Consider the following 19,831-nt stretch of genomic DNA (forward strand, 5'->3'; position numbering starts at 1 on the left):
AGGCACCCATGCGGCACCCCCACGTCTTGACCCTGCTGATCGCAGGTACAATCGGCCTGTCCGCCTGTTCGAAACCGGACGGCGAGGCCGAAGTGAACCGCGCGCTCAACGATCTGAACGTGATCGACGAAAGCAACCTCAACGACGTGATGTTGCAGGCCGCCGATCCCAACGAGGCGGTCGCCTACTTCAACCGGACGCTTCAGGAACAGCCCGAACGGGTCGACCTGCAACGCGGACTCGCCTCGTCCCTGACCCGCGCGGGTCGCTCGACCGAAGCAGTCCCCGCGTGGGAGCGCGTTGTCGCCTCCTCCGCCGCCACCGACGACGACCGGGTGAACCTCGCTGATGCGCTGATCCGTTCCAACGACTGGGACCGCGCCGAGACAGTGCTCGACGGCATCCCGCCGACGCACGAGACCTACCGCCGCTACCGGCTCGAGGCGATGGTCGCCGACAGCAACGAGGAATGGGACAAGGCCGACAGCTTCTACGAGACGGCGGTCGGGCTCACCACCACGCCCGCGGCGGTTCTGAACAACTGGGGTTATTCCAAGCTGAGCCGTGGTGACTATTCCGGAGCCGAGCGCCTATTCGGCGACGCGATCACCCACGACCAGACGATGTTCACCGCGAAGAACAACCTCGCCCTCGCCCGTGGCGCGCAGCGCAACTACGAGCTGCCGGTGATCCCGATGTCGCAGACCGAGCGCGCGCAACTGCTGCACACGCTCGCGCTGGCCGCGATCAAGCAGAACGACGTGGCCACCGGCCGCAGCCTGCTCCGCGAGGCGATCGACACGCACCCGCAGCACTTCGAGGCCGCTGTCCGCTCGCTCCGCGCGCTCGAAGACAACGTTCAGAACTAGTCCGGTGAGCGCGCAAGCGCACGCCGCGGCGTGGTTCCTGCCCTTCGTCCTGCCGGTCTGCCTCTACATCGCGTGGACTGACCTGCGGTGGATGAAGATCACCAACAAGGCCGTGCTGGCGCTGCTGCTGATCTTCATCCTCGGCGGCGCGATCCTGTTTCCGCTCGATCTCTACCTGTGGCGCTGGCTGCACCTGATCGTGGTGCTGGCCGCCGTGCTGGCGCTTTATGTCGGCGGACTGTTCGGAGGCGGTGACGCGAAGTTCCTCGCCGTCGCCGCGCCCTACGTTGCGATCGCCGACCTCAGCTCGATCATGATCCTGCTGGCGGGCATCATGCTCGCCGCCTTCGCGGTGCACCGGCTCGCCAAGCACAGCCGCCTCCGCCAACTTGCGCCGGAGTGGGAGAGCTGGACGTCCGGCAACCGCTTCCCGATGGGCTTTCCCTTCGGTGCGACGCTGGCCGCCTACCTCGTGATCTCGGCCCTCTCGTAGAGCACGTAGGCCTCGGTGCGCCGCACCTCGGTCAGCTCTTCGGTGCCCTGCGCCTCGATCGCCTCGAGGATCTCTCGCCGCACGCGGCCCACGATCGGACAGGTCGGCACGAACAGCAGGTCCGCCGCCTCGTAGCCCGACAGCGCTCCGTAATACCATGGCGCCGCGCCCGGAAGCGGTTCGAGGTCACCATAAAGCCAGTAGGTCGACAGCAGGTCGGCCGCGAACAGCGTGCGTCCGCCATAGCCGGCCGCGTCGAGGTCCGCTGCCACCGCATCGAACATCGCGATCATGCCGCCGTCGAGTGTGCAGGCCGCGAACTCCTCGCCCATGAACGTGACCGGCGTGTTCGGGCCGGGTTCGTCCTCGTCGCCGAGAGGAGCTTCCTCCGTCAGGCCGAGGCCGGGCGCGATCAGGGGCACCCGGACCGCCGGGTCCTCGGCCCGCACGGCGGCGGCGAACAGGTCGGCGCTCTCTGGTGCGCCGGGGATGACGGGCGCATAGTCCTCCGCCTCGACGAAGAAGTGCCGGAAGGGGGAATAGGCGAGGTTGAAGAAAGACGGCGCGGCGAAGGTCAGCGCGATGGCGGCGAGTCCCGCGGCCGCCGCGCGGTGCTGAAGACCGAAACTGTTCTCGCCCTCCTCCGGCATGGTCGACACGAAGGCCAGCATCAGCACGCCGAGCAGCAGCAGCCACTGCGGATCGTTGCCGAAGTTCTGGTAGGTCACGTAGAAGAAGCCCGGCACCAGCAGCAGCACGAGCAGCCCGGCGATGTCCTGCCCGGCCTGACGCAGCACGATCACCGCCGCGAGCGCGGTCAACGACGCCCCGACATAAAGCGGCGCGGTGAGCACGCCGGAGAACGGAAGCCCCGGCTGCGGACGCACGGTGGAAGCGGAGACCTCGCGCAGATCGCCGATATAGGCCGCCCAGTGCCCGAGGCCGAGCCAGAGAGTCGCGATCAGCGCGGCAAACGCCCCCGCGACGAGCGCGACCAGCAGCGTGCGTTGCTGCCCGGTCCGCACCAGCCCGAGCACCACAGGCACGACGAAGGCGACAACATAGGTGACCTTGATCATCACCAGCGCCGCGACCAGCAGGCCGATGATGATCCCGTCGGCGGCTGCACCCCTGCCCGCCTTCGGCGGCACCAGCGCCGCGATGACGAGGACAAAGGTCATCGCCCAGGACCACCGGTTGTAATGCATCGAGATCGAAAGCGCCGGCTCCGCCTCACCATGCACCAGCGCCAGCGTCAGGACGGACACGAACAGCACGAACAGGATCGCGACACCGCCGGTCAACCGCCGCGCGGCGATCCACCAGGCCGCAGGCGCGAGCAGGACCGCGACGAAGAGCTGCGACCAGAGGATGGCCTTGCCGATCCCCATCCCGGCGGACACCAGCGCGGCAACTGGCGCGAAGGCCAGCACGCCGATCGGCGTCATGAAGTCGAGGTGCGCCCGCTCGCCCGCCGCCATGCGCATCACGATGTCGATGAAATGGAGCGTGTCGCCTTCGTGCTTGCCGAAGTAATAGCCACCCTTGGCGATCGAAATTCCACCCAGCAGGGCGACGAAAATAAAGGTGAGGCCGGCCAGCCGGCCCGCCTTGGGATGAAACATGCCCGCCTCTCTTATATCTTTGTCCATTTTTTGGCCACAATACTCGGCCAAAACGAGGTCAGCAAAAGGGCCACTGCGCACGCCCGTCCTTCGTATGAAGGCGCGGCGCAAAGGCCACAGGGCCTTGAAGAGTTGGGGGCAACGATAGCATGAACGTGCAGACGAACGCAGTTCTCGCGCCACCGCCGCCGCGCACGATCGCGGCGATGCAGATCCCGGTCGTCATCATGCGGGACATCCTTCTGAAGACGATGTTCCGCAAGAACGTTTCGCTCGTGTCGGAACTTGCTAAGTCCGTCTGCCTTCCGCCGAACGTCACACAGGAACTGATCGACATGGGCCGCGCCCAGGGCCTGATCGAGGCGATGGGCACGCTCAAGGCGACTGCCGTCAACAACGAGATGGAATATCAACTTACCGACTCCGGCAAGGCACGCGCGCTCGATGCACTGTCGCAGTCGGAATATTTCGGCGCGATGCCCGTCCCTCTCGAGGTCTACCGTGAGCAGGTCCAGCGCCAGTCGATCCGCAACATCCAGATCACCCGCGAACAGCTGACGGGGGCGATGGGCCACCTGATCCTGCCGCCGAAACTGCTCGACCAGCTTGGCCCCGCAGTCGGCTCCGGCCGGTCGATCCTGATGTACGGACCGCCCGGCAACGGTAAATCCTCGATCTCCAACGGCATCCGCGATGCGCTCGGCGACAAGATCTACGTCCCTCGCGCGATCGAATATTCCGGGCAGGTCATCACCGTCTACGACCCGATCGTCCACTCCTCCGTGGAGGAGGAGTTCGACGATCCGAACTCGCTGCGGCGCACCACCGGACGCTATGACACCCGCTACGTCCGCTGCGAACGACCGACCGTCATCACCGGGGGCGAGCTGTCACTCTCGATGCTCGATCTCGTCTACAACTCGACCGCCCGTACCTACCAGGCGCCGCTGCAGCTGAAATCGACCGGCGGCGTGTTCATCGTCGACGACCTCGGCCGGCAGGCAGAACCGCCGCAGGCGCTCGTCAACCGCTGGATCGTACCGCTGGAAGAGAGCAAGGACATCCTCGCCCTGCAGTCGGGCGAGAAGTTCGAAGTGCCGTTCGACACGCTGGTGATCTTCTCCACCAACTTCCACCCGAACGAGATCTTCGACAAGGCGGCGCTTCGCCGGATCTTCTTCAAGATCAAGATCGACGGCCCGAACCAGGAAGACTTCCTGAAGATCTTCGCGCTGATCGCCCGGAAGAAGAAGATGCCGCTGGACGAGAAGGCCCTGCTCCACCTGCTCAACAACAAGTACCCGACGATCAACAACAATTACGCGAACTACCAGCCGGTCTTCCTGATCGACCAGATGATCGCGATCTGCGAGTTCGAGGGTATCCCCTACCAGATGACGCCCGAATTGATCGACCGGGCCTGGGCGAACATGTTCGTCCGCGACGAGTCGATCGTTCACTGACACCGCATCAATGGTGGAGAAAAAACCGGCGGAACCGCGATGCGGCCCGCCGGTCAGTCAGCCTCGGGCCGTCACGGGACGACCCGGCAGGGAGTTCGAGAGCGGCAGTTCCTTCAGAAGGAACGACAGCAGGAAAGCGATCGCCCCGACCGTCGCCGCGATCAGGAAGATCGGGTGCATCGCGTTGCTGATACCGTCCATCACCTGAACCTGTGCTTCCGGATCGAGCGCGGCAACCGTCTCCGCGCTCATGGAGCGGAGACCCGCTCCATCCGGCAGCAAACCGCCGAGATTGCGCGCCAGACCGGCGCTGAAGATGGCGCCGAAGGCCGCCGTGCCGATCGAGCCGCCGATCAGGCGGAACATGTTGGCACTCGCCGTCCCGACGCCGAGCATCGTGACCGGCACCGCGTTCTGGATCGCCGCCACACCGATGGAGAACACCGGCCCGAGGCCGAGGCCCACGCCGACCATCATCGTCGCGATCAGCCACAGAGGCGTGTCCGCCGCGAGCGTCGACATGCCGAGCATCGACACGGTCAGCAGCGCCGTCGACAGGATCGGCAGCAGCTTGTAGCGGCCGGTCCGCGACATGATCAGGCCAGCCCCCATCGACGCGCCGAGCAGGCCCGCCATCATCGGCGTCAGGAACATGCCCGAGGTCGCCGGCGACAGCCCCTTCACCACCTGCAGGAACAGCGGCAGGAAGGTGATCGTGCCGAACATCGCCATGCCGACCATGAAGCCCACCCCGTTCACCACGAGGAACGTGTTGATGGTAAAGAGCTTCGGCGGAAGGATCGGCTCAGCCGCCCGCCGCTCTGCGATCACGAAGCCGGCCACGGCGCCGAGGCCGAGCGCGATCAGCGCCAGAATCTGCGGACTGCCCCAACCGTAGACCGTGCCGCCCATGTTCGACACCAGCACCGCCGAGGCGAGGATGACCGAGAGCAGCACCGCGCCGGCGTAGTCGATCGGATGCCGAATGCCCTTGGTCGGGTTGTCCAGCGCCACGCCGAGCACGATGAGCGCCAGCACACCGACCGGCAGGTTCACGAAGAAGATCCAGTGCCACGACAGCGCCTGGACGAGGAAGCCCCCGATCAGCGGCCCGATCACGGTCGAAATCCCGAACATCGCGCCCATCAGCCCCTGGGCCTTGCCGCGCTCCCGCGCGGGCAGCACGTCCGCGACGACGGCCATCGAGACGACGATCAGCCCGCCACCGCCGAAGCCCTGCACGGCCCGGCCCGCGACCAGCATGCCCATGTTCTGCGCCAGCCCACCGATGACGGCGCCGACCATGAAGACGCCGATCCCCACCTGGATGACGATCTTGCGTCCATAGAGATCACCGAGTTTGCCCGCGATCGGCGCCCCGATGGTCGAGGCGAGAAGGTAGGCCGTGATGACCCATGTGATATGGTCGAGACCACCAAGATCGGCGACCATGATCGGCATGGCCGTGGTGACGATGGTCTGGCCGAGCGACGCGAAGAGCAGGGTCGTCGCGACGGCGATCAGGACGATCCTGACCCGCGCGGGCTCGTGTTCTTCGAGATACTCCTCTGCGGGACCCGTCTGTTCCGCTACACTCATGTGGGAAACTCCCGAAAAAGGGCCGACGCTGCGTTGCCGCATGTCGGCCACTTGAAAAATCTGCTTTGCTCGGCACATATGTGTCCGAGGCATATATATGTCAACAGCATGTAAATTCGCGGGAGCAGCATTTGGCAACGAGAGACGCGGACATGGTCGAAAAGCTGGCGGACGGCGGCATCAACGAGGATGTCGGAGAGTCCGCCCTTGAACTCGACGCGATCCTGCAGCGCTGGCGCCGCCGGATCATGAAGCGCGAACTCGGCCATCGCGCGATCGCCGACCTCGACCTCGCGCTCGACCTCGCGCAGCTCGACGCGCTGACGGCCATCTGGGCGCCCGCCAATGAATTCGGCGGGGAGCCGGATGACGAGATCATGGTGTCGACCGTGGCTGCCCGCCTTGCGATCGACCCGTCCCGCGCCAGCCGCCTCACGACCGAGCTGATCCGCCTGGGCCTCGTCCGGCGCGCTGTCAGCCAGTTCGACGCGCGGCGCACCATCCTCGAGGTCACGACAGAAGGGGACCGGATCGTCTCCGCCGTTCGGCAGTACAAGTTCCTCGTGCTGGGCAACTACCTCAAGGGCTGGACCGCCGAAGAGATCGCCACATTCATCCCCCTGCTGGAGCGGTTCAGCACGTGGTCGGAGACGCTCGAGGATACGAGCCCCCTTGCCAAGGAGATTGCCCGCCTGCGCGAGGACCTGCCGGAGAAATCCGACAAGGCGGGCTGATCGACGCGCGGGCTTGACCGCCTGCCCGGTGCGGAACATTTAAGGAACCATGTCCGCCCTGCCCACCGCCTTCGAAGACTGGTTCGCGTCCCGGGGATGGTCGATTCACCCCCATCAGGCAGAGATGCTGGACCGCGCGGACGAACCCGCGCTGATGTTGATCGCGCCGACGGGCGGCGGCAAGACGCTCGCAGGGTTCCTGCCGACGCTGGTCGAACTGGCAGACGGCGGGCACGAGGGGCTGCATACGCTTTATATCTCTCCGCTCAAGGCGCTTGCCGCCGATATCCGGCGCAACCTCACCACGCCGGTGACCGAGATGGGCCTGCCGATCCGGATCGAGGACCGGACTGGCGACACCTCTTCCTCCGCACGGCGGCGTCAGCGGGCCGATCCGCCGCACATCCTGCTGACCACGCCCGAAAGCCTCGCGCTGCTGACCTCCTATGAGGACAGCCACCGCATGTTCTCAGGCCTCCAGCGCGTGATCGTCGATGAGATTCACGCGCTGTCGGAAAGCAAGCGCGGCGATCAGCTGATGCTCGCGCTCTCCCGGCTGGAAGCGATGGCCCCCGGCCTGCGCCGTGTCGGCCTGTCGGCGACGGTCGAGGATCCGGCGGCCCTCGCCTCGGAACTTGCGCGGCACCCCGATCCCTGCCCGATCCTGCACGCCGATCCCGGACCCGACCCCGACATCCGGATGCTCGTCACCGAGGAGCGCCCGCCCTGGGCCGGCGGAGGCGCCAGATATTCCATCCCCGCCGTTCTAGAGGAGGTGAAGCGCCACCGCACGACGCTGATCTTCCACAACACCCGCGCCCAGGCGGAGATCTTCTTTCACAACCTATGGCTCGCCAACGAAGAGGCGCTGCCGATTGCGATCCACCACGGCTCCCTCGCGCGCGAGCAGCGGCTCAAGGTCGAGGCCGCGATGGTCACGGGCCAGCTGCGCGCCGTGGTCTGCACCGGCACGCTCGACCTCGGGATCGACTGGGGCGATGTCGACCTCATCATTCAGATCGGCGCCCCCAAGAACGTGAAGCGACTGATCCAGAGGATCGGCCGGGCGAACCACCGCTACAACGCTCCCTCGAAAGCGATCCTCGTCCCTGCGAACCGTTTCGAGATCGTCGAATGTATCGCCGCCTTGGAGGCCGCGAAGGAACGCGACCTTGATGGCGACCCGAAGGGCCCCGGCCCCCGTGACGTTCTGTGCCAGCACATCCTGATAAGGGCCTGTGCAGGACCGTTCCTACCGGAGGACCTTTACCGCGAGGTTAAGAGCGTCGGGGCTTACGCCGGTTTGTCGCGCGCCGCCTTCGATGATTGCCTCGAATTTTGTGCAACCGGTGGCTACGCGCTGCGCGCCTACGACCGCTGGCAGCGGCTGAAACAGACCGATGAGACATGGCACCTGCGCGACCCCCGCGCCGCGACCCGGATCCGCATGAATATCGGAACGATCCAGGACACCGACCGCGTGAAGGTCCGGTGGCGCGGGCGCGGTGGCGCGCCGCTCGGCGAAGTGGAAGAGGATTTCGCCGCGACCCTGACGCCCGGCGACACGTTCCTGATCGGCGGTGAGGTCGTGCGCTACGACCGGCTGCGCGAGATGACGATCGAAGTGTCGCGCCGGCCCGACAAGAAGCCGAAGATCGCGACCTTCATGGGCACCAAATTCGCGACCTCGACTCAGCTGTCACAGCGGATCCTGCGGATGTTCGAACAGCCCTCGTGGCCCGAACTTCCCGAGCACACGGCCGAATGGCTCGCGCTGCAGCGCGACGTCAGCAAGCTGCCCGAGGCCGACCGTATCCTGGTGGAGACCTTTCCCGACGAGGGCCGACATCACCTCTGCGCCTACGGTTTCGCGGGGCGCAACGCGCAGCAGACCCTCGGCCTGCTCCTGACCCAGCGGATGGAGGTCCTCGGGCTACATCCGCTCGGGTTCGTCGCAAGCGACTACGCGACGCTGATCTGGGGGCTTGATCCGGTCGAGGACCCGACTCCGCTGTTCGGCCCCGACGCGCTGCGCGAGGACTTCGATCATTGGCTGTCGGGCAATGCGGTCATGAAGCGCACCTTTCGCGCCGTCGCGACCATCGCGGGGCTGATCGAGCGCAATATCCCAGCCTCCGGACGCAAGTCCGGGCGGCAGGCGACGTTTTCGTCCGATATCCTCTACGACACGCTGGTCCGCTACGATCCCGAGCACCTGCTGCTGCGGATCACCCAGGAAGAGGCGCTGCGCGGTCTCGTCGATTTCGGCCGGATCGAAGAGATGCTGACCCGCACCGCCGGGCGGATCGACCATGTCCGGCTCGACCGGATCACGCCCTTGGCCGCGCCGATGTTCCTCGAGGTCGGCAAGGTGCCGGTGTCCGCCTCCGGAGCGGAGCGGCTGATGGAGGAAGAGGCCGCCCGGCTGATGGAGACTGCCGGGCTCGTCCTCTGATCCCTACTTCTTGCCTTCGGTCATCCGCTTGATCGCCTCGATCCCGCTCTCGCCGAGTGGCACCGCTGCGAAAGGACCGCCGACGCGCGTCTGCGCCACATCCTGCGGGTCGGGCGCGACGGCCTTGGCGAACAGCGCCTCCGCCCAGTCCTCGGCATTGTCCTGCGGCTTGTAGCCGAGGAAGCCGACCTTGTGATTGCTCACCGGCGCGCGATCGTTGTTCGAAACGCCGTAGGCGACGGTGAAGCCGACCGTCGGCGTCTCGATCGCGCGAGTTACGAGCTGCACCATGTCCCGATAGCTGAGCCAGGAGCCGAGAGCGCGAACGTTCTGCGGTTCCGGCGTGCAGCTGAGGATGCGCAGGCAGACCGCCTCGAGACCGCGCTTTTCCCAGTACATGCGGCCCATATCCTCGGCAAAGCACTTGGCGAGACCATAGAACGTGTCCGGCCGGTGGGGTTCGTCCGTGTCGATGCCGCGCGCGTTCTCCGCCATGCCGACGGCGTGGATCGACGAGGCATAGACCACCCGGCGTGCACCGTGCCTCCAGGCCGCCTGCCAGATGTTGTAGGCGCCGACGTAGTTCGGCAGGTGCAAGTCCTCGAACGGGCGTTCGTCGACGATCGCACCGAAGTGGATCACCATCTCCGCCCCCTCGAGCAGCGGCTCGACCGCGTCGTAGTCGCCGAGGTCGGCCTGAACGTACGTCTCGTTCGGCAGCAACTCCGCCGGCGCTTCGAGAATGTCGGTCGTGACAAGCTCGCGTGCCATCTTTGACAGAGGCGCACGCAGTTCATTGCCGAGGTTGCCACGGGCACCGGTGAGGACGAGTTTTCCGAACAAGGCAGATCCCATTCATTGCAGGAGGTACTGCCGGAGACGCTACCGGGATGGCGCGTGAAGGTCGAGTGTGCGGCACCTCCTTTCCAGGTGAGTGACAGGCGCGGGACGTCTTGCCCCCGGACCTATCATCTGCGAGTGAACAGATCATGAACGCCTTCGAGTTCACCTTGTCCGGCGCAACCCTGCGCGCCCTGCCCTCCGGTGCGCTCTACTGGCCCGGCGAGCGCTTGCTTTGCGTGTCCGACCTGCACCTCGGCAAGTCGGAGCGCATCGCCCGCCGGCAGGGTCTGATGCTGCCGCCCTACGAGACGCGCGAGACGCTGACCCGCCTCGACGCGGTGTTGTCGGCCACCGGGGCCGAGCGGGTGATCTGCCTCGGCGATTCCTTCGACGACCTCGACGCCGGTGCCGCGCTCGACGAGAGCGACCGGCTCTGGCTGACGCAGCTCATGGCCGGGCGCGACTGGACCTGGATCGAGGGCAATCACGATCCGGGCCCGCTCGAGCTTGGCGGCGCGCATCGTGCCGAGATGACGGTCGGTCCCTTGACCTTCCGGCATATCGCGATGGACGGGGCCACCGGCGAAGTCTCGGGTCATTACCACCCCAAATGCAGTCTGCGCGGAAACAGCCGACCCGCCTTCATTGCGGACCGTAACCGTCTGATCCTGCCGGCTTTCGGCGCCTATACCGGTGGTCTCCGCTGCGGCGATCCGGCGATCCGGCGACTGTTCGACGATGCGGCGCTGGCGATTCTCACCGGCACCCGCGCGCTTCCCGTTCCGTTGGCGCGGTAAGCCCCTGAAGTCCTGACTATGTACGGGGCCGAAGCTGACGTTTGACAGGTGCTGTTAGAAGAGGTCCCCGAACAAGTGCTGGCCAACGGCATGGTCGACGGGACGGAGGTCAGCTTCGCCCGGATCGAAGCAGAGATCTTCGGCGCGCCGGCGGGACTACGGGCGTCACTGGTCGCCGGTGCACCTCGACTTCCACACAAACGATGTCGAAGGGCTCCGCGAGCGGGCGCTGTGGGCCGGTGCGACGCTCGACGCCTGGCACAATGTCCCGGGCCGGCCGTCCGGCGCCTTCATAGCGGACCCGTTCGACAACGGCTTCTGCCTGATCGGCTCGGCTCAGGCGGTCAGACCTTCGGGCTCGGCAAGGCCATTGGCGCGGCAGCAGGCCGTGACGGTATTCGCCAGCAGGCAGGCGATCGTCATGGGGCCGACCCCTCCCGGCACCGGGGTGATCGCACCGGCACGCGCGGCGGCACTTTCAAAAGCCACGTCACCGACCAGCCGCGTCTTCTCGCCAGACGGGATGCGGTTGATGCCGACGTCGATGACCGTTGCGCCTTCCTTGATCCAGTCGCCCGGCACCATCTCGGGTCGTCCGACGGCGGCGACCACGATGTCGGCGCGGCGAACGACTTCGGCGAGGTCCTTGGTCCGGGAATGGGCGATGGTGACGGTGCAGCTCTCACCCAGCAGAAGGTTCGCCATTGGTTTGCCGACGATGTTGCTGCGCCCGATCACCACGGCGTCCAGTCCGGAGAGCGAGCCGAGCTGTTCGCGCAGCATCATCAGGCAGCCAAGCGGCGTGCAGGGAACCATCGACTTCTGACCGGTCCCAAGCAGTCCGACGTTCGAAATGTGAAAGCCGTCCACGTCCTTCGCCGGGTCGATCGAGTTGATGACGAGGTTGGAATCAAGATGAGGTGGCAGCGGCAACTGTACGAGAATGCCATGAACTTTCGGATCGGCGTTCAGCTTCTCGACCAGCGTGAGAAGCTCTTCCTCAGACGTGTCGGCGGTCAGCCGATGTTCGAAAGATGCCATTCCGACTTCAACCGTCATGCGACCTTTCGAGCGGACGTACACTTCGCTCGCCGGGTCTTCGCCCACGAGGACAACGGCAAGTCCGGGGGTGATCCCCTGCTCTTCCTTCAGCCGGTCGACGTGGCCGGCGACCTTGGCGCGGACCTCTGCGGCGAAGGCCTTCCCGTCGATGATCTGTGCGCTCATCTTCTGCGTCTCCTCTTCCGTGACCGGTGCTGTGTCTGGGCAGAGCGCTACGACACTTCGGGGGCGAACGAAAAGGCGAACTTCGCCTTCTTCATGGGTTTGGCGCGACGCTAGACCTCTGCGGCCGGTTGGCAGCAATGTTTCCGACCATTTGCCGGCCGGAATCGGCGGACCTAGGCCGGGACCGCCGCGTCCGCGCCTTGCCACGCCCTCTGCCCCGGCACGTGAAGCCGGATGCGCGCGCCGAGCTTCAGCTCACCTTCCCGCTCCACCCATGCCGTGACACCGCGCCGGCCTTCTGCGACCGCCTTGAAGCGTTTGCCATGGCCGGGCGCGGCTTCCTCGATAGTCATCGCGGGAAACTGGCAAGGCTGGTTCTGCATGTCGACCACCAGCGTCGCACCATGTTCCGACTGAAGCCGCGCCGACGGGGGGACATGGCTGAAATCCGCGATCCCCTCGACCACGACGGACGCGCCGAGCCATGCTGGGTCGATCGCCTCCACCCCCAGCTCTGCTGCGATCTGCGCAAGCTCCTCCGCCGATACGATACTCAGCTGCCGAACGTTACGGATCTCGGTGCCGCGCGGGTACTGACTGACCACCCGGCTGCAGGACGGACGGGTGAGGCCGGCGTGAAACTCGCCCTCATAGCCAGCGAACGTCAGGGGCATCGTGTCCTGTGCCGAACCGTCGATCGGCTTGCGATCCCGGTGGGGCACATGGCCAAGCCAGGTGATCGTGGCGTAATGGTCGGTGGGGATCAGGGCGGGCATCGCGACCTCCGTCAGGGCTGCTTGCGCAAGGTGACGAAAACCCGGCGGAACGGCAAGAGCACGGACCCGTCCGGCCCCGGTGGGTAGGATTCCGCAAGCGCGGCATCGTACTGCGCGATATAGGTCGCTCGCTCCTGGTCGGACATCCGTGTCGCATAAGGACGCATGGCGGTCGATTGGGTGAAGTGGCGCACCGGGTGGCCTTCCCCGGACGACACAAGCTCCTGAAGGTAAGTCGTTTCCCAGATGGACACTGCTCCGAATGAACGCAGCAGGCGGTAATAGCTGTCGAGCGGCGCGACCGGAGCGCGGAACGCGCGATCGAACCGGTCCGGGATTAAGTCTGCCGCGATCTCGCGCAGGAGGCGATGGCTCGGTGCGTCGAACTGGTCAGGCATCTGAACGGCGAGCACCCCGCCCGACGCCAGCAACAGCGCGAGGCGGGGGAACTGGATGTCATGCTCGGGCACCCAGTGGAGCAGCGCGTTGGAGAAGATCAGAGCCGGGGGCGCCTCCGACTCCCAAAGCGCCGCGTCCACTTCGACCAGCGCATCGTAACCTTTCGCCTTCTCCAGCATGGCGGGCGAGGAATCGACGCCGATCAATCGGCGATCCGGGAAGCGGGCGCGCAATGCGCCCGCGACCGCGCCGTTGCCACAGCCAAGGTCGACGATGTCGCCCGCCGGCACGTCGCCCACTTGCGCCAGCAGGTCGAGTGCGGGGCGCAGGCGCAGGTCACCGAAGGCCGCGTAGGCAGCAGGGTTCCAGTCAACGTCGGTCATGCCCGAGAGGCTACCGTGAAAACCGCAGAATGGCAGCGCGCAAAAGAAAAGCCCCGCCGGCATCGCTGCCGACGGGGCTTCTGTCGCTAGACCGGAAGATCAGGCCGACGGTTCGGGCTCCAGCCCGCCATCGTCGGAGCGCGGCTTCTTCGGCTTGTTCGTCTTCGGGATCGCGGTGACCGAGCTGCCCGAGGACGGCGGCGTGTCGTCCGCGTCGTCGCCGCGGTTCAGCGGATCGCCGGCGATGACCTTGGTGATCTCGTTGCCGGTCAGCGTCTCGTATTCCAACAGACCCTGCGCCAGACGCTCGAGGTCGTCGCGCTTCTCCGTCAGGATGCGCTTGGCCGTCTGGTACCCCTCGTCGATGATCTCCTTGACCTTGTCGTCGATCATCTTCTGGGTCGCGGCAGAGTGGTTGGTCCCGCCACCGTAGGCGCCGAGGTAGCTCTGCTGTTCGTTGGCGTAGTCGACATAGCCGAGCTCTTCGTCCGCGAAACCGAACTGGGTGACCATCGCACGCGCGATCTTGGACACCTGTTGGATATCGGACGCCGCGCCGGAGGTGACGTTCTCCTTGCCGAAGATCAGCTCTTCCGCGACACGGCCACCCATCGCCATGGCGATCTTGGACGTGTACTTGGTGAAGCTTACCGACAGCTGGTCGCGCTCCGGCAGCGACAGCACGAGGCCGAGTGCCCTGCCCCGCGGGATGATCGTCGCCTTGTGGATCGGATCATGCTGCGGAACGTTCAGGCCGACGACGGCGTGACCGGCCTCGTGGTAGGCGGTCAGCTTCTTCTCGTCCTCGGTCATGACCATCGAGCGCCGTTCGGAGCCCATCATGACCTTGTCCTTGGCGTTCTCGAAATCGAGCATCGTCACGAACCGCCGACCCACGCGGGCAGCCATCAGCGCCGCTTCGTTCACGAGGTTGGCCAGGTCCGCGCCGGAGAAGCCGGGCGTGCCGCGCGCGATGATGCGCAGGTCCACGTCGGGCCCGAGCGGCACCTTGCGCGCGTGGACGCCGAGGATCTTCTCGCGGCCCTTGATGTCTGGGTTCGGCACCTGGACCTGGCGGTCGAAACGGCCGGGACGCAGCAGCGCGGGGTCAAGAACGTCCGGGCGGTTGGTCGCCGCGACGATGATGATGCCCTCATTCGCTTCGAAACCGTCCATCTCGACAAGCAGCTGGTTCAACGTCTGCTCACGCTCGTCATTGCCGCCGCCGTAGCCCACGCCACGGGACCGACCGACAGCGTCGATCTCGTCGATGAAGACGATACAGGGCGCGTTTTTCTTCGCCTGTTCGAACATATCGCGCACGCGGGATGCGCCCACGCCGACGAACATCTCGACGAAGTCGGAGCCGGAGATGGTGAAGAACGGCACCCCCGCTTCGCCAGCAATGGCGCGGGCGAGCAGCGTCTTACCGGTGCCGGGCGGGCCGACGAGCAGCGCACCCTTCGGGATCTTGCCGCCGAGCCGGCTGAATTTCTGCGGGTTGCGCAGGAATTCGACGATCTCCTCGAGCTCGTCCTTCGCCTCGTCGATGCCGGCGACGTCGTCGAACGTGACGCGCCCGTGCTTCTCGGTCAGCAGCTTGGCGCGAGACTTGCCGAAGCCCATGGCGCCGCCGCGTCCACCGCCCTGCATCCGGTTCATGAAGTAGATCCAGACGCCGATCAGCAGCAGGAAGGGCAGAAGCCCGACCAGGAATGTGGTGAAGCCATTCTGTTCCTGGCTCCGCGCCGTGACGGGGATGTCATTGGCGATCAGAAGCTGGGTAACCTCGGCATCTTCAGGCTTGATCGTGACGTAGTCGCGACCGTCGGCCCCGCGGTAGCGAAGCTGTTCGCCGTCGATGGTCACGGAGCTGACGCCGTCGTTCTCCACTGCGCGGACGAAGTCCGAATAGCTGCGGGAGGTCGACTGCATCGTGCCCTGTCCACCGGAGAACAGGTTGAAGAGTGCCAGGATCAAAAGGAAGAGAACGACCCAGAAGGCCAGGTTTCGCGCGTTGCCCAACGATAACTCCCGTGAATCCTCCGGTCCGGCAAGTGGTCCGGACTGTCTCCCTAAGATAGAGATCGGCGCCCGATCTTCAATGAGATAACAAACATTGAGGGAATTCCCCGCGCGGCGGGGCGAGTCTGACCTCCAGCCCCGCGCCGAACTCTGCTCTCGGACAGGCGATCAGGCGCTCGCCGTCGAACAGCGCGGGCGCGGACAGCAGCGAAACGTGGGGCGCTCCGCTGTCGCGGCCGGCCTGCGCGGCGCCGTCGGGACCAAGGGCCCGGACGGTCAAGTCCTTGTTTCCGAAAGTGGAAATTCTCCAGCGGCGATCCCATACGTCGCCCTCTGCCACGGTGTCCTTCACCGCTTCGTATTCACGGACGATGCGGAGCCTGTCGCCCCGCACGACCAGCCGGCACCCGTGCAGCGCGGTATCCCCGCCGGAGAGCACCCGGTCGAGCGCGGCTTCCAGCGCGGCTTCGCGAGGGCGGTAATCGGCCGACGCGACATATTGCAGCGCCGCCGCCAGCAGACGGAGCTGCGTATCGGCCTCCGTCGCGGCCAGCCCGTCCCGGTCGAACAGCACGTCGCCATGGTCCATCGCCGCAATCCGCGTGGCGACATCGAAGGCGCGGGCCTCCAGGGCATCGCGCGCGCGGGCGAGCCTGCGGGACGTCGCCGCGAGCGTCGATCGGGCAAGTCCGGCGTCTTCCAGCGGATCGAGCAGAGCCCGCATCCGGGCGCGCAGGTAGGTGTCGTCGATGTTGGTCGGATCGTCCGTAAAGGGAATCTTCAGAACCTTGAGGTAATGTCGAAGCTCGGCACGGGGAATCTCCAGCAACGGGCGCAGCTGGATCCACGTGCCGTCACCGCGCAGGGGCATGTCGCCCGCGACATCCGGCGGGGCGTCGTCGGGACCATCGTGATTGCGGGAGGGGGCAATGGCGGACAGGCCCTCGACCCCTGATCCGCGTGACAGGCGCATCAGCAGGCCCTCGGCGAGGTCATCCTCGGTGTGGGCGAAACAGACATGGCACAGGTTCCCGCTCCAGCGCCCGATCAGGTCGAGCCGGGCGCGGCGGGCGGCGCCCATCAGGTTGCCCTGCCCGTCCCAGTGCCAGCGCAGCGTCGCGTGGGGCAGGTTCAGACCGGCGGCTTCGTCTGCCACCATCGCGGCTTCCTGTGGGGCCTCGCGGCGCAGACCATGATCGACGGTCACAACCCAGAGGCGGATGCCGAAAACCCGCGCCCAGCCGGCGGCAAGGTGCAGCATCGCCATGCTGTCCCCTCCGCCGGAGACGGCAAGGCCGATGTCGGTCGGGAAATCGGGGCCGACCAGCCGCCCCATCGCGTCGGCGAACCTCTGGTCGAGGCTCGCCGGCCCGGGCCTCACGAGCACCCGAGCGCGGCCCTCGCATCCTGCGCGTCGAGCGCGGCATCGGAGGACGGGAAACGGTTGGTCACTTCAGCCAGCGTCAGGCAGGCATCTTCGGTCTGGCCGAGCCCGCCAAGCGCATTGCCGAGCTTGAAGAGCGCGTCCGGCGCGAAGTCGCCCGCCGGGTTGCCGGAGAAGGAGTCGAGGTAGGCGCGCGCGGCTTCCGCCGTTTCCCCCAGAGAGTCGTAGGCCTCACCCCGCAGGTAATGCGCCTGCGCGCTCAGCGGTCCACCCGGATAGGTCTGGGTATGGGCCGCAAAGAGGTCAGCGGCGCTGCGAAAGTCACCGTTGGCGAGCGCCTCCTGCGCCCGCTCGAAATCCGCCTGTTCGCCGACGGCCAGGGCGGGGCCGTTCGTTTCGTTGGCCGGCGCCGGCGCCGGAAGGTCCTCGGCCGCGTCCACGCCGCCGAGTGTCGGCGTATCGCCGAGCAGCGAGACGTCGCAGCCGCTTTCCAGCTCGCAGAGCCGGTACTCGAGGTCGCCGATCCGGTTCGTGCCGTCGCGCGTCACGCGGTTGATCCGGAACTCGAGCTCCTCGGTCTTCGAGGTCAGGCGCTGAAGCTCGGCCTCGATCGCGTTCAGCCGCTCGAGCGCACTGTTGCCGGTGATGGCGACGGAGGGCGAGCCGGTCGTGTTCAGCTCGCTGTTGAGGCGTTGAACCTCGACATACATCACCGAAAGCTGCTGGCGGATGTCGGCCAGCGTTTCGTCCTGACCCTGCGCGGCCGCACTCATCGGTGCGGCCAGAAGCAGAGCTGTCAGCGTTGCGGCTCTCAGCATGTCGCCCCCCGTCAGTTCAATCAGCTCGTCGCGCCGGCGGCGATCACGGTCACCGCACGACGGTTCTGGGCGTAGCAGCTCTCTTGCGAGCAGACGGCCAGCGGACGCTCCTTGCCGTAGGTCACGGTCTGGAGACGGCCCGAGGCGATGCCCTTGCTCACCAGGTACTCGCGCACCGAGTTGGCACGGCGCGAGCCGAGCGCGAGGTTGTACTCGCGGGTGCCCTGCTCGTCGGCGTGACCTTCGATCACGGCGGTGTAGTCACCGTTGCGCATCAGCCAGTCGGCCTGCCCGTCGAGGATCGTGCGCCCCTGCGCGGTCAGCGTGTGCTGGTCGACTTCGAACAGGACGCGGTCACCGATCGTCTGGCTGAAATATTGCGGGCTGTTCGGATCGCTCGCGGAGTCGGAAGGCATGGAGGCCGTCGGCGGCGGGTTCAGCGCGGTGTCGTTCATGCGGTCGCGCCGGGAACAGCCGGAGATGGCGATCGCGGCGATGAGCAACGCGGCGATGGTGACGTGTTTCATTCAGGTAGTCCTGTCTCGATTGAGCCTGTTGCGGCGTTTCATAACACGGAGCGGCGCTCGGTGCATCAGGGTTGGAGCGGTCCCCACGAGGGGTCGGAGGCGCCGCCGGGCGTGTTTACGCGCTGCAGGTTCCGGCCCGACACGTCGACCGAGTAGACCGCCGACGCCCCGCTTTCGCCCTGCGTCTCGCGGCTGAACATCAGGACCCGCCCGTTCGGTGCCCAGGTGGGGCTTTCGTCAAGGAATGAAGCGGTCAGAAGCCGTTCCTCGCTGCCGTCCGTGCGCATCACGCCGATGTGGAAGCGGCCCGCGTTCTGCTTTGTGAAGGCGACGAGATCGCCGCGCGGCGACCAGACCGGCGTGCCGTAGCGACCCTCACCGAAGGAGATGCGGCGCGGCTCGCCGCCGCTCGCGCTCATCACATAAAGTTGTTGGCTGCCGGAGCGGTCGCTTTCGAACACGATCTGGCTGCCGTCGGGCGACAGGCTCGGCGCGGTCTCGATCGAGGGCGCATCGGTCAGGCGCATGTGCTGGCCGGTCGCCACGTCGGTGCGCCAAATATCGGTATTGCCGCCGTTCGACAGCGAATAGATGACCGAACGCGCGTCGCGGCTGAACCGGGGAGAGAACGCCATCTCGCCCTGTTGCGTGGCGAGCTGCTGGCGCGAGACGGTGCCGACGTCGATCGCGTTGATCCGGGGGAAGCCGCTGTCCCAGCTCGTGTAGATCACCCGGTCGCCGTTCGGCGAGAAGCGCGGCGCCAGCACGATCGAGCTGCTGTCCGTCAGATACTGCACGTTCGCGCCGTCGTAATCCATAATCGCGATGCGCTTGCTGCGGTTGTCCTTGGGGCCGCTCTCCGCGACGAAGACGACGCGGCTGTCGAAATAGCCGGACTCGCCCGTGATCCGCGAATAGACCTGATCGGCGACCTTGTGCGCCATGCGCCGCCACCCGTCGGTCGTGCCGACGAGCTGCTGCCCCGCGCCGAGCTCTTGGCCCGAGAACACGTCGTAGAGGCGGAACTTCACCGTCACCTGGTTGCCGCTGACGGCGACCGCGCCCGTGATCAACGCCTGTGCGTTGATCGTGCGCCAGTCGGTATAGGCCACCGGTTGCGCGAAGGAGGTCACCTGGCTGACGAAGGCATCCTGCGAAATCTGGCGGAAGAGCCCGGTTCCGGTGAGGTCCTGCGCGACCAGCTGGGTGATCTGGCTCGCCAACTGCCCGGCGTCGCCCGTCTCCGCCTCGAAGGTCGGGATGGCGAAGGGCATCGGCTCCACGTTCGGGTCGGTCACCGTGATGCGGAGCGGACCGCTGCCCTGCGCGGAGGCAGGCGCCACGGAAACGGCAAGGATCATCGCGACGCAAAGCGCTAAGAAGCAGCGGAACATCATCAACCTCATTCTCTCCG

The 19,831-nt window shown here is 66.3% G+C and carries 17 protein-coding genes and 1 pseudogene; 7 read left to right on the forward strand and 11 right to left on the reverse strand.

The features are described from left to right. The first annotated feature begins 8 nt into the window (after positions 1–8). Together I8N54_RS12580 and I8N54_RS12585 are read left to right on the forward strand one after the other, a co-directional pair. Positions 9–869 (forward strand): tetratricopeptide repeat protein, encoded by an 861-nt coding sequence (locus tag I8N54_RS12580; protein ID WP_140197194.1) that lies wholly within the window; start codon positions 9–11, stop codon positions 867–869. A gap of 4 nt (positions 870–873) precedes the next feature. Next, positions 874–1,362 carry a prepilin peptidase gene (locus tag I8N54_RS12585; RefSeq protein ID WP_231592745.1) on the forward strand — a complete coding sequence of 163 codons (489 nt, stop codon included), beginning with the start codon at positions 874–876 and terminating at the stop codon, positions 1,360–1,362. Here the strand turns inward: I8N54_RS12585 and I8N54_RS12590 are convergent. Continuing rightward, positions 1,335–2,987, reverse strand: coding sequence for a DUF2029 domain-containing protein (locus I8N54_RS12590; RefSeq protein WP_140197195.1), 1,653 nt, complete (start codon positions 2,985–2,987; stop codon positions 1,335–1,337). The two genes, I8N54_RS12585 and I8N54_RS12590, sit on opposite strands and share 28 nt — an antisense overlap. A 149-nt stretch (positions 2,988–3,136) precedes the next feature. On the opposite strand from I8N54_RS12590, the gene I8N54_RS12595 reads away from it, so the two are divergent. Beyond that, complete coding sequence (locus tag I8N54_RS12595) at positions 3,137–4,450, forward strand: ATPase (protein WP_140197196.1); 1,314 nt, start codon at positions 3,137–3,139, stop codon at positions 4,448–4,450. A gap of 57 nt (positions 4,451–4,507) precedes the next feature. Here the strand turns inward: I8N54_RS12595 and I8N54_RS12600 are convergent, their stop codons facing one another. Further along, positions 4,508–6,049 (reverse strand): MDR family MFS transporter, encoded by a 1,542-nt coding sequence (locus tag I8N54_RS12600; protein ID WP_140197197.1) that lies wholly within the window; start codon positions 6,047–6,049, stop codon positions 4,508–4,510. 131 nt (positions 6,050–6,180) lie between these two features. On the opposite strand from I8N54_RS12600, the gene I8N54_RS12605 reads away from it, so the two are divergent. Together I8N54_RS12605 and I8N54_RS12610 are read left to right on the forward strand one after the other, a co-directional pair. Beyond that, a complete protein-coding gene (locus I8N54_RS12605; RefSeq protein ID WP_231592746.1) occupies positions 6,181–6,783 on the forward strand; it encodes a MarR family winged helix-turn-helix transcriptional regulator in 603 nt (200 codons plus the stop codon). A 49-nt stretch (positions 6,784–6,832) separates the two neighbouring features. Beyond that, the gene (locus tag I8N54_RS12610; protein WP_140197198.1) at positions 6,833–9,238 is read left to right on the forward strand and encodes a ligase-associated DNA damage response DEXH box helicase; all 2,406 of its coding nucleotides are present in this window, start codon (positions 6,833–6,835) and stop codon (positions 9,236–9,238) included. Between the two features lie 3 nt (positions 9,239–9,241). On the opposite strand, the gene I8N54_RS12615 is transcribed toward I8N54_RS12610, so the two are convergent. Continuing rightward, positions 9,242–10,081 (reverse strand): NAD-dependent epimerase/dehydratase family protein, encoded by an 840-nt coding sequence (locus I8N54_RS12615; protein WP_232790393.1) that lies wholly within the window; start codon positions 10,079–10,081, stop codon positions 9,242–9,244. A 146-nt stretch (positions 10,082–10,227) separates the two neighbouring features. On the opposite strand from I8N54_RS12615, the gene pdeM reads away from it, so the two are divergent. Then, positions 10,228–10,878: a ligase-associated DNA damage response endonuclease PdeM gene (pdeM, locus tag I8N54_RS12620; RefSeq protein WP_140197200.1), complete on the forward strand. Its 651-nt coding sequence runs from the start codon at positions 10,228–10,230 to the stop codon at positions 10,876–10,878. A gap of 154 nt (positions 10,879–11,032) precedes the next feature. Beyond that, positions 11,033–11,194 (forward strand): annotated as a pseudogene (locus tag I8N54_RS20360) (VOC family protein); the annotation flags it as partial. A gap of 20 nt (positions 11,195–11,214) precedes the next feature. Here I8N54_RS20360 and folD read toward each other — a convergent pair. The 8 genes from folD to tolB all read right to left on the reverse strand — a co-directional run bounded on the left by folD (position 11,215) and on the right by tolB (position 19,814). Next, positions 11,215–12,105 (reverse strand): bifunctional methylenetetrahydrofolate dehydrogenase/methenyltetrahydrofolate cyclohydrolase FolD, encoded by an 891-nt coding sequence (gene folD, locus I8N54_RS12630; RefSeq protein ID WP_140197201.1) that lies wholly within the window; start codon positions 12,103–12,105, stop codon positions 11,215–11,217. A 173-nt stretch (positions 12,106–12,278) separates the two neighbouring features. Continuing rightward, positions 12,279–12,881, reverse strand: coding sequence for an MOSC domain-containing protein (locus I8N54_RS12635; RefSeq protein WP_140197202.1), 603 nt, complete (start codon positions 12,879–12,881; stop codon positions 12,279–12,281). A gap of 11 nt (positions 12,882–12,892) precedes the next feature. Continuing rightward, positions 12,893–13,663, reverse strand: a complete 771-nt coding sequence (locus tag I8N54_RS12640; protein ID WP_140197203.1) for a methyltransferase domain-containing protein — start codon at positions 13,661–13,663, stop codon at positions 12,893–12,895. A 99-nt stretch (positions 13,664–13,762) separates the two neighbouring features. Then, entirely contained in the window at positions 13,763–15,688 is a 1,926-nt protein-coding gene (ftsH, locus tag I8N54_RS12645) for an ATP-dependent zinc metalloprotease FtsH (protein ID WP_140197204.1), read from the reverse strand. A 76-nt stretch (positions 15,689–15,764) separates the two neighbouring features. Then, the gene (tilS, locus tag I8N54_RS12650; RefSeq protein WP_140197341.1) at positions 15,765–17,024 is read right to left on the reverse strand and encodes a tRNA lysidine(34) synthetase TilS; all 1,260 of its coding nucleotides are present in this window, start codon (positions 17,022–17,024) and stop codon (positions 15,765–15,767) included. A 41-nt stretch (positions 17,025–17,065) separates the two neighbouring features. Further along, a complete protein-coding gene (gene ybgF, locus I8N54_RS12655) occupies positions 17,066–17,890 on the reverse strand; it encodes a tol-pal system protein YbgF (RefSeq protein WP_140197205.1) in 825 nt (274 codons plus the stop codon). Positions 17,891–17,910: 20 nt separating this feature from the next. Then, complete coding sequence (pal, locus tag I8N54_RS12660; protein ID WP_140197206.1) at positions 17,911–18,417, reverse strand: peptidoglycan-associated lipoprotein Pal; 507 nt, start codon at positions 18,415–18,417, stop codon at positions 17,911–17,913. 65 nt (positions 18,418–18,482) lie between these two features. Then, positions 18,483–19,814, reverse strand: a complete 1,332-nt coding sequence (gene tolB, locus I8N54_RS12665) for a Tol-Pal system beta propeller repeat protein TolB (protein WP_408635300.1) — start codon at positions 19,812–19,814, stop codon at positions 18,483–18,485. Positions 19,815–19,831 lie beyond the last annotated feature (17 nt).

It is taken from the genome of Pelagovum pacificum (assembly GCF_016134045.1).
GTDB lineage: Bacteria > Pseudomonadota > Alphaproteobacteria > Rhodobacterales > Rhodobacteraceae > Oceanicola > Oceanicola pacificus_A.